The organism is Corallococcus terminator, assembly GCF_003611635.1.
Taxonomy (GTDB): domain Bacteria; phylum Myxococcota; class Myxococcia; order Myxococcales; family Myxococcaceae; genus Corallococcus; species Corallococcus terminator.
In genome coordinates this window covers 1-8527 of sequence record NZ_RAVZ01000384.1, presented here as the reverse complement: position 1 = coordinate 8527, position 8527 = coordinate 1, and the positions used below count along the sequence as shown (strand labels likewise).

At 70.7% G+C, this 8527-nt stretch carries 10 protein-coding genes and 1 pseudogene; 1 reads left to right on the top strand and 10 read right to left on the bottom strand.

What is annotated here, in order from left to right; all coding sequences use genetic code 11:
* The 8 genes and pseudogenes from D7V88_RS35415 to D7V88_RS35380 all read right to left on the bottom strand — a co-directional run.
* Positions 1–901: pseudogene (locus tag D7V88_RS35415) on the bottom strand (efflux RND transporter periplasmic adaptor subunit); the annotation flags it as partial.
* Positions 901–1170, bottom strand: a complete 270-nt coding sequence (locus tag D7V88_RS35410; protein WP_120545011.1) for a hypothetical protein — start codon at positions 1168–1170, stop codon at positions 901–903. The gene D7V88_RS35410 and the pseudogene D7V88_RS35415, both read right to left, overlap by 1 nt.
* 195 nt (positions 1171–1365) lie before the next feature.
* A complete protein-coding gene (locus tag D7V88_RS35405) occupies positions 1366–1665 on the bottom strand; it encodes a hypothetical protein (protein WP_120545014.1) in 300 nt (99 codons plus the stop codon).
* 41 nt (positions 1666–1706) lie between these two features.
* Entirely contained in the window at positions 1707–2183 is a 477-nt protein-coding gene (locus tag D7V88_RS35400) for a TlpA family protein disulfide reductase (protein WP_120545010.1), read from the bottom strand.
* 129 nt (positions 2184–2312) lie between these two features.
* Positions 2313–2831: an FmdE family protein gene (locus D7V88_RS35395; RefSeq protein WP_120545009.1), complete on the bottom strand. Its 519-nt coding sequence runs from the start codon at positions 2829–2831 to the stop codon at positions 2313–2315.
* A 69-nt stretch (positions 2832–2900) separates the two neighbouring features.
* Complete coding sequence (locus D7V88_RS35390; protein ID WP_147448996.1) at positions 2901–4451, bottom strand: caspase family protein; 1551 nt, start codon at positions 4449–4451, stop codon at positions 2901–2903.
* Positions 4452–4715: 264 nt separating this feature from the next.
* Positions 4716–5441 carry a hypothetical protein gene (locus D7V88_RS35385; RefSeq protein WP_120545007.1) on the bottom strand — a complete coding sequence of 242 codons (726 nt, stop codon included), beginning with the start codon at positions 5439–5441 and terminating at the stop codon, positions 4716–4718.
* Complete coding sequence (locus tag D7V88_RS35380; protein ID WP_120545006.1) at positions 5434–5949, bottom strand: sigma-70 family RNA polymerase sigma factor; 516 nt, start codon at positions 5947–5949, stop codon at positions 5434–5436. Before D7V88_RS35380 ends, D7V88_RS35385 begins: the two co-directional genes overlap by 8 nt.
* Before the next feature lie 141 nt (positions 5950–6090).
* Here D7V88_RS35380 and D7V88_RS35375 point away from each other — a divergent pair, with 141 nt between their 5' ends.
* On the top strand, positions 6091–6657 hold the full coding sequence (locus D7V88_RS35375) for a hypothetical protein (RefSeq protein ID WP_147448995.1): 567 nt from the start codon (positions 6091–6093) through the stop codon (positions 6655–6657).
* Between the two features lie 10 nt (positions 6658–6667).
* Here the strand turns inward: D7V88_RS35375 and D7V88_RS35370 are convergent, their stop codons facing one another.
* Both D7V88_RS35370 and D7V88_RS35365 read right to left on the bottom strand, forming a co-directional pair.
* Positions 6668–7483, bottom strand: a complete 816-nt coding sequence (locus tag D7V88_RS35370; RefSeq protein ID WP_244238568.1) for an SAM-dependent methyltransferase — start codon at positions 7481–7483, stop codon at positions 6668–6670.
* 101 nt (positions 7484–7584) lie between these two features.
* A complete protein-coding gene (locus tag D7V88_RS35365; RefSeq protein ID WP_120545012.1) occupies positions 7585–8448 on the bottom strand; it encodes an ATP adenylyltransferase family protein in 864 nt (287 codons plus the stop codon).
* Positions 8449–8527: the final 79 nt, after the last annotated feature.

Sequence of the window (8527 nt, the reverse complement as noted above, 5' to 3'; positions counted from 1 at the left end):
TCGCGCGGGCGCTCTCGGACGCTCCCTGCGCGGCGGCCAGCTCCGCCTCGGCGGCCTCCAATGCCTGCTGGGCGGAGATGCCCCTGGAGACCAGGTGCCGCTCACGCTCGACGACCGCCCGGGCGGCGACGACGCGAGCCGCCGCCGCCACAAGCTGGGCCTGGCCTTCCCCCACCGACGCGGAGGCGAGCATCAGCAGCGGCTGTCCGGCCTTCACCTCGTCGCCAACATCCCCCCGCGTCTCCAGGATGAGCGCTTCGCCCCGAGCGGACAGTTGGGCGCGACGGTTCTGGTTGAAGTCCAACTGCCCCACCACCTCCAGCGTCCGCGCCAGCTTCTTGCGCTCGACCCGCTGCGTGCGCAGCCCCATGTCGGACTCCGTCTCCGCGGAGGCCAGGCGTACGCGAGGCAGCGCGGCGGTGCCCGCTCCCGCCGCCTTCGCGAGCTCCGGGTGGTGGATGGGGCAGACGGACAAGGGGAAGCCGTGTTCGCGGCAGTAGTCCCCCGCCTCGATGAACTTCGTCACCAGCGCGGGATTGCACCGGGTGCACCTGGATTCGGGGACCGAATGCTCCGCGCACCAGTCCTGCGGCGCCTGCGCCGTGAAGGCGAGCTTCGGGTTGCACTGGAGGCACTGGGACTCCGGCACGCCGTGCGCATCGCACCAGTCGCCCTGCGCCTTGAAGACCTCCACGAACTCCGGATTGCACCGGGAGCAAAGCTCCGCCGGGACCCCGTGCTGACACAGCTTCACCTGGGCAGGCTGCGCCGAGGCCGGAGGGGCGCCCGCACCGTTCGTGGACGCAACCTCCGCGGGCGCGGAACGGGGCTCCTTCGCGCAACCCGCCCCGAAAGCGACGAGCAAGAGGGCTGGCGCGACCCGAACGGTGCGGACAGCCATCACTTCACCCCTTTTTCGGCGAGCTTCGGATTGCAGATGACGCATTGGGACTCGGCCCGCTCGTGCTCCGCGCACCAATCCCCCTTGGACTTGTAGACGGCGGACAGCTTCGGGTTGCAGCGGGAGCAGAGCGCCTTCTGCACCCCGTGCTCACACGGGGACTTCGGGGCTTCGCCGGTGGGCTTTGCCTGGGGGGGCGCCTCTTCGGCGAGGACAGGGAGGGCAAGAGACAGGACGCAGAGGACGACGAGCGAGCGGAACGAACGCATGGATGTGGACTCCTGCCGGGCCCTCCTTGTCGCGAAAGAGCAGGCCTGTCCCAACACGGACGGGCCGGCCTTCGCGGATGGAGGGCAGCGGCGTTGAAACCCCGCGCGGTCAGTGCGTGGGGAACCTGGACGAGGGTGAAGGCAGGCGTGGCGAGGGCTAGACAGAGGACACACGTCCCCCGTCGATGGCCGTTGTCAGGCTCTGGGCGGCTGGAAGACGTCCGTCAACGGAGCGGTCAGCACCGGATGGACGATGACCCCGTGCACCGGCTCCGCCACCAGCACGGGCGCCAGGGGCAGAAGGACATCCACCGTCGGGCTCGCGGGCTGGGGGCAGCGGACACACAGGCCACAGGACGCCGTGCAGTCCGCGCAGTCCTCATCCGCTTCTTCCGAACATGCGGAGGACGCCCCGGTCGCGAAGGCCAGCGTCTGGAAGACGCCGCCCGTCGTCAGCACCAGGAGGACGGCCAGGAGTCGGAAGAGGGTCTGCATGCGCGCGGTGCTCATTCTATATGAGCACCGGGCAACCGGGGTCAACGCAGCGGGGCTGAAGCGGCAGGGGCCTGCCGCTCCTTCATCAACCGCTCCAGGAGGCGTCGCATGTCGGGGGCGTCCCACTTCCGGGGGCCCGTGAACCGGGCGACCAGGCGACCCTCCACGACCAGGATGCTGGTGGGAAGGGTTTCAGCGCCCAGGGCCTGCGTGGCCACCTCGCCCGCATCCAATCGCAGGTTGAGTTCCGGCGGCACGCGGCCGTCGAAGAAGCGGGCCACCTCTTCCAGGGAGACATCGCGGCCGAACGTCACGACGTGCAGCCCCTCGGGCGGGTCGCGCGCCAGGGCTCGCAGCCCAGGAGCTTCCTGACGACAAGGAGGACACCACGCGGCCCAGAACACCAGGAGCTGGGCCCCGCCTGTCGGAACACCCGCGAGGGTCGGAGCCGGGCCGGACAACCGCACATAGGCCGGAGGGACCGCCTCCTTGCAGGCGCTCAGGAGGAAGAGGGCCATGAGCAGGGGAAGACAGGCCTGTCTCACCCACACCGTCCGCAGCCTGTCGTCGCACCATCCATCCGGGGCATGGGCGAGGTGTAGCCCTTCCGAGGGCCAGCGTCAGCCCCGTGTGAGGAGGAAGAAGGCTCAAGGCGCCGGAGCGACGGTCTCGAACACGTCCGCATCCGGCAGCGTGAGGACCTCACGGCCCGCCGCGCCCAGCTTCTCGCGTGGGACGTCCTTGAAGCGCTGCACGAAGCTGGCGGACGGACGCAATGTCAGGGATTGGCCGGTGGCGCGGTTGCGAAACGTGGTCGCAACCGCCTCAGGCGTGGGCGCCGTCACCAACGACAGGTTGAGCTTGCCCAGGCTCGCGCCCGTGGCCGCCGCCGCCCCGTCCGCGACGCAGGTGTATTGCACCAGCGCCGGGCTGTGGTGGACGACCTCCAGCTTGAAGCTGCCCCGGGGCAGGCCCAGTTGCTGGAGCGCGAAATCCCCCATGCGATAGCCCGCCACCGCCCACGGACCCGCGCCCCCGTGCACCAGCGCCACCCGCTCCAGCGCACCGGGTTCAGCGGGCGGCGGCGAAGCGGCGGGACGCGAACCCGCACACCCCAGCGTGAAGCACAGCGTGGCGAAGAGCAGCGGGTGACGGCGCACGGACACGGGAGCCTCCAGCGGAAGATTCAGCAGGAGCCTTCTACCCGGAAGCGCGCGAAGACCGCGACCCTCAGGCTACAGCGCGAAACCCACCATCAGCGACGCGGAGGCCCGGGGCACCAGCGCAACACCTGAATCCCTGCGCGCCACCACGCCTCCCACCGACGCGCTCAACTGCATCGACACGCCGCTCCGCACGCCCAGCCGCACGCCTCCAGACACCAGGGCCAGCGGCTCCAGACCGAAGCGTGTCTCATCGAAGGGAAGTCCTCCCTGGAAGACCGCCAGCGCCCCGGCTTCCAGCGCGCCGGAGAACGTCCACGGCCCGTGCTTCCACTGCGGCCCCGCATTGAGCCGCAACTCCACCTCCGTCTGCCGGAAGGTCACCCGTCGGCCCGAACCCCGGCGCACCGCGAACCCCACGCCCGACGCATCCATCCCCCATCCCAGCCGGCCCTCGCGCTCCAGGCGCACGTCCAGGCCCGCGATGGAGGGAAGGCCCGCGACAATCCCAGACGTCAGCGACGGCCCCACCGCGAGCAACAGCGTGGCCCCTGCCCCACCCTTGCGCGCGAGCCGCGATCGCGCGGCCTGTTCCAGGGGCGTGCCTCCCACCGATGCACTGCCATTGACGGGCACCGTCACCGACCGCTCCAGGAACCCCTCCTCCGCGCGCAGCAGCAGCCGGTACGCCCCCGGCGCCACGGCGAGCGTCGTGGGTCCCTCGCCCTTCTCCAACTCCGCCACCAACGCGCCACTCTCGGAGGACAGCACCAGCCAGCGTCCCGGAGCCTTCACGTCCAGCGTCAGCCGCCCTCGTGCCTGCCGGGGTTCGGAGAGGATGAGCTCCCCGCGTCCCCGCAGGTCCATCCGGAACGTCGGGCGCTGCAATCCCCCTGCGGAGACGAGCGTGGACTCCAGCGTGCGCGCGTAGGCGTAGCGGTACGCCTCCTCCAGCGTGACGCGCCCATCGCGCGACACATCTGCCGCGCCGCGCAGGCCCGCCGCGAGGTGGTGCGTGAAATAGGAGCCCTGCAACGCGTCCGACTCCTGTGCGTATTCGTCCGCGCCCGAGGCACTGATGACGACCCGTCCCTCCAGGTCCGCGGCCTCCATCAGGATGGGCGCGGCCACGGGCTTCAGTCCCTTCAGGCGCGTGGCGATACCGGAGCGGCACGAGTCCAGGATGAGCAGCCCCACACCCACGGGCGCACCCTTGAGGAAGTCCACCAGCTCGCGCATCGGCAACTCGGTGCCGCGCAGGTGCAGGCGACCGTCCCCCGCGTGCGAGGAGATGTAGAGCACCAGCCAGTCACGCGACGAGGCCTCGGTGGACAGCCGTGCCTGGAAGCGCGTCAGGGCCTCGCGCAGCGTGGCGGCATCCGTGCCCAGCAACGTCACGGTGCGCTCCGGGGGCACCGTGCCCACTTCCTGGAGCACCTCGCGCATCCGCCGTGCGTCGGCCTCCGCGAAGCGCAACCGCTCCTCTCCCGGCAGCCCCTGGTTCTCACCCACGATCAGCGCCCAGCGGCGCGGGGCCTCCTCCGCCGCGCGGGCGTGGACCGGGGCCACGAACACGCAGAGGAGGGCGAGCAACCCCACCACCGTGGAGAGACACCGCGTCATCGGACGGCTCGCGGAAGCCAAGGGCCAGGGACGACCTGCTTCATGAGGCGGCTCGCGGAAGCCAAGGGCCAGGGACGACCTGCTTCATGAGGCGGCTCGCGGAAGCCAGGTGCCACGGGACGACCTGCCCCATGAGACGACTCGCGAAAACCATGCGCCAGGAGACGCTCTGCATCAGGAGGCGACTCGCGGAGCAATGTGCCTGCGAAAGACCTGCCTCAGGGAGCAGCCCGCAGGACCGAGTGGGCCTGCGCAGGAGCAACCTCATGGGGCGACCCGCAGGACCGCGTGGGCGCTCGCCTTCCCGAGCCCATCGGGCGTCGCCGCGTCCAGCGGGCCCCTTCCCCTCACCCGGGCCTCCGCGATGCGCGCGAGGAGCCCCGCCTTCGCTTCATCCGCGAGGAGCGGCGTGTCCGAGAAGAACGCGTGCAACGCCACCGACCCCGGCGTCACCTCCAGCGGCGGAGACAGCTTCACCTCCGCCCCGGGCTCGACGGCGTCACTGGTCCTTCCCCCCTGCGGCCAGAGCACATCCACCGCCCCCGCCTCGTCCACCGCGAGCACCAGCACGTACCGGTGCGCCCCCGTTCCCACCGCCAGCGTCACGCGCTCGCCGGGCCTCGCGCTGGACACAGGCGCGCCGCCGTCCGACAGGAGCCGCAGCGCCACGCTTCCCTTCAGCCGCACGCCTTCCTCCGTGCCCTTCGGCACGTAAACGACCAACACCAATCCCACCGCCAGCGCGGCCACCAGCGGTCCACCCCAGTGCCAGCTCCAGCGCGCCCGCGCCGGCTGGGCCCGCTTCGCCTCCAGCTTCGCGAACACCGTCGCCGCCCGGGGCGCGCGCAGGCTCGACTCCCGCGCCTGCCGCAGCTCTTCCGCGACGGGTCCGCACGTCGCGCAGGACGCCACGTGCGCGCCCATGCGGCCCGTTGGGTCCAAGCCCGAAAGCCACTCGTCCAATTCCAACCGCGAGAGGTGCTCAGCCACGGCCTGCCTCCAGTTGCTCCCCAGGCAGCCGCCCCAGCTCCGCGGCCTTCTTCCGAATGGACTCCAGGTCGCGGACGATGGTCTTTCGCGACACGTCCAGCATCTGGGCAATCTCCTCCTGCGTCAGCCCGTCGAAGAAGTGCAGCGTGGCCACTTCCAGCTCGCGCTCGCCCATCCGCCCCACCAGGTGGCGGATGAAGTCGGCGGCCTCCCACTGGCTGGGGGTGAGGGCCGCGGACTCCTCGCGCTCCGGGAGCGCCGACTCTCGCAGGTGGCGCGAGCGCAGCGCGTTGAGGCACAGGTTGGTGGTGACGCGGTACACGTACGTCATGGGACGGGCCTCCCGTCGGAACCGCGCACCCGCCGTCAACATGCGTTCGAAGACCTCCTGCACGATGTCCCACGCATCGGCGTCGCGGCCGAGCAACGCGAGCGCGCGACGGTGCACCACGGGCGCGAAGCGCTCGTAGAGCTCCTTGAGCTCCTCCGCACCGAGCCCGCTCGCCATCCGCGTGTCCGACCTTCCTGTTCGTGCTTGTGACACCCGGGCACGGTGGCCTGGGACATCGAATCCGAAACGGGGTGTGGGATACTAGCCGCGCCCCGGCGGCATGTCCCAGGCCGCGCCCGTCGGGTGTCCCAACTCCACGTGAACCGACTCCTGCCCGCCGTCCTGCTCGCCCTGCTCGGAGCGGGGTGCTTCGACCCGCTGTACGAGGACCTGGATCCCCTGGGCGAGGTGACGTGGGCCGTCTGCTGCATCTCCGGCCAGGTGGACACGTGCCCCTGTGAATCTCCCGGAGGCTGCCAGCCCAGCTTCCGGGCCTGCGCGGCCGGCACCTGCGCGGAGTCGCTCAGCCAGGCGTGTACCTGCGACGACTGCGGTGGGCCCCAGGATGCGGGAAACCCGGATGCGGGACTCGGCGCGGATGGCGGAGTCAGCCCCGGCAACGATGGCGGCATCAGCATCGACGCCGGTACCAGCATCGACGCCGGCACCAGCGAAGATGGCGGCATCAGCTCCGACGCCGGGACCGATGCGGGAACGGGCGTGGACGCGGGCCCAGCGGATCCCATCGAGGCCTACGGTCCGTGCTGCAACCCGACCACGCACAGGGTCACCACCTGCGCCTGCCCCGAGTCGGGTTGCGCGAACCCACCCTTCACACCCTGCGCATCAGGCCGGTGCGCGCTGACGGGAGAGAGCTGCTTCTGAAAGCCGCCGGCTACTTCTTCTCCAGGATGACGGCATAGAACTCGATGCCCACGCCCTCCCGGTCCTGCTCGGTGATGTAGCCCTCGGGCAGGCCCAGGAACTCACGCACCGTCAGGACGCCGCCGGAGCCGGGGGTCCACGGCTCGCAGAGCTTCAGGTATTCGGGCAGGGAGAACAGCTCGAAGGACTCGCCCATCTTCTGGAACATGCCCACGAACTGCTCCCACTGGGGCGTCGTCTTCGCGGGGTCCTTGGTCTCGAAGGTGGTGAAGATCTTCGAACCCGGCGCGGCCCAGTCATACAGGTCGCGGAAGAACCTCTGGTTCTCCTCCGCCTTCAGGAACACGGTGATGCCATTGGCGCCCAGGGCCACCTTGCGCTGGCCGCCCAGGAACTCCCGCACGTCCGGGCGCTCCAGGCACGCCTTCGCCTGACGGATGTCGCACTCCAGGTAGCGCACGCGCGGGTCGTCGCCTAGGAGCACGCGCGCCTGCGCCATCGTCAGCGGGTTGATGTCCGAATACAGCACCTTCACGTCCGGCGGCAGCACGCCGTGCACATGGTCGTTCGTGGGCAGGCCCGACGCGAAGTCCACCCAGTGCGTGAAGCCCTCCGACGACAGCCGCTTCGCCGCCACCTGGAGGCACGCGCGCAGCATCCGCACCCACTTCCGCGTCGCGGGCAGCAGCGAGAACATGAACTCCGCCGCCTGCCGGTCCGCTTCGAAGTTGTGCGTGCCGCCCAGCGTGTAGTCGTAGATCCGCGCCGCGTCGGGGACCTGGGGATTCACCCCCGGCACCCGGGCCAGTTCATTCACATCCATCATCGTCGCTTCCCTCGGTAGGGCCCCCCCACCCACGTCAGCGCGACATGGGTGAAGCCGCTGACTGCCCATTGTGCCGGTCCGCTCGCGCGGTTGCACACCTCCTACGGAAGCAGGCCCGTGACCTGGCGCAGCAATTCCAACGGCCCCAGCGCGGCGACAGTGTCGAACTGCTCCGGCGTGCGGACCAGCAGCGAGCCCGCGAACCCCAGCCCGTTGACGTTGACGCCCAGGTGCTCCGCGCGGCTCCGGGGCACGAGCATCATCCAGTCCCGGGTGACCAGCAGGTTGTACGGCGAAGCGGTGCCCAGGCCGAGCGCATCGCGCAGCAACCGGTACGCCGCCAGCATCCGGGCCCCTGGTGCCGGCGTCCCCCAGGGCCCCAGTCCCACCAGCAGGTGGAGGAAGGGCAGCGTCGCCGCCGCCACCACGCGGCCCGGTCCCAGCAACTCGGGCAGCAGCGCCTCCACCGGAGCCCGCAGCCCGCCAGGACCCAGCGGCGAAACGAGCTGCAGGTGTTTGTGCCGCTGGCTCGCGCCCGCGATCTCCCCGGCGTTGTAGAAGGCCAACCCGTCCAACCCCTCCAGGCACGTCGCGAGCGCGTCGAAGTCCCCGGCCGTCAGCAGCGCGTCCTGGAACTCAAAGTCGCGCGTCACCAGCAGCAGGTGGTGCTCCACGACGTTGAACTTGTTGAGCAGGCACACGTGCGAGGGCGCCACGTCCCCCAACACCAGGTCCGGCTCCGGTTGCGCGAACGGGTTGAACTGCGCCGCGCCGGTGGGCGCCGGCCGGGGACGCTCCTTGAGCGCAACCCGTCCCAGCACGCGCACCTGGAACGTCGCGTCCGCGACCGTCACGGTGCGAGCCTCGGTGGCGATGGGCTGCAACGCCCCCGTCGCCAGGGCCTGCCGGGTCACCTCCAGCGTGCGCGGCCAGAGGGTTTCAGGCGTCAGCGGTGCGGCGTTCAAGGACAAGAACTCCCGGTCGGGCGGAGGACAGCCCGCAAGTCTTCACCGGCCACCGCCACCACCGTCAACCACCCCACCC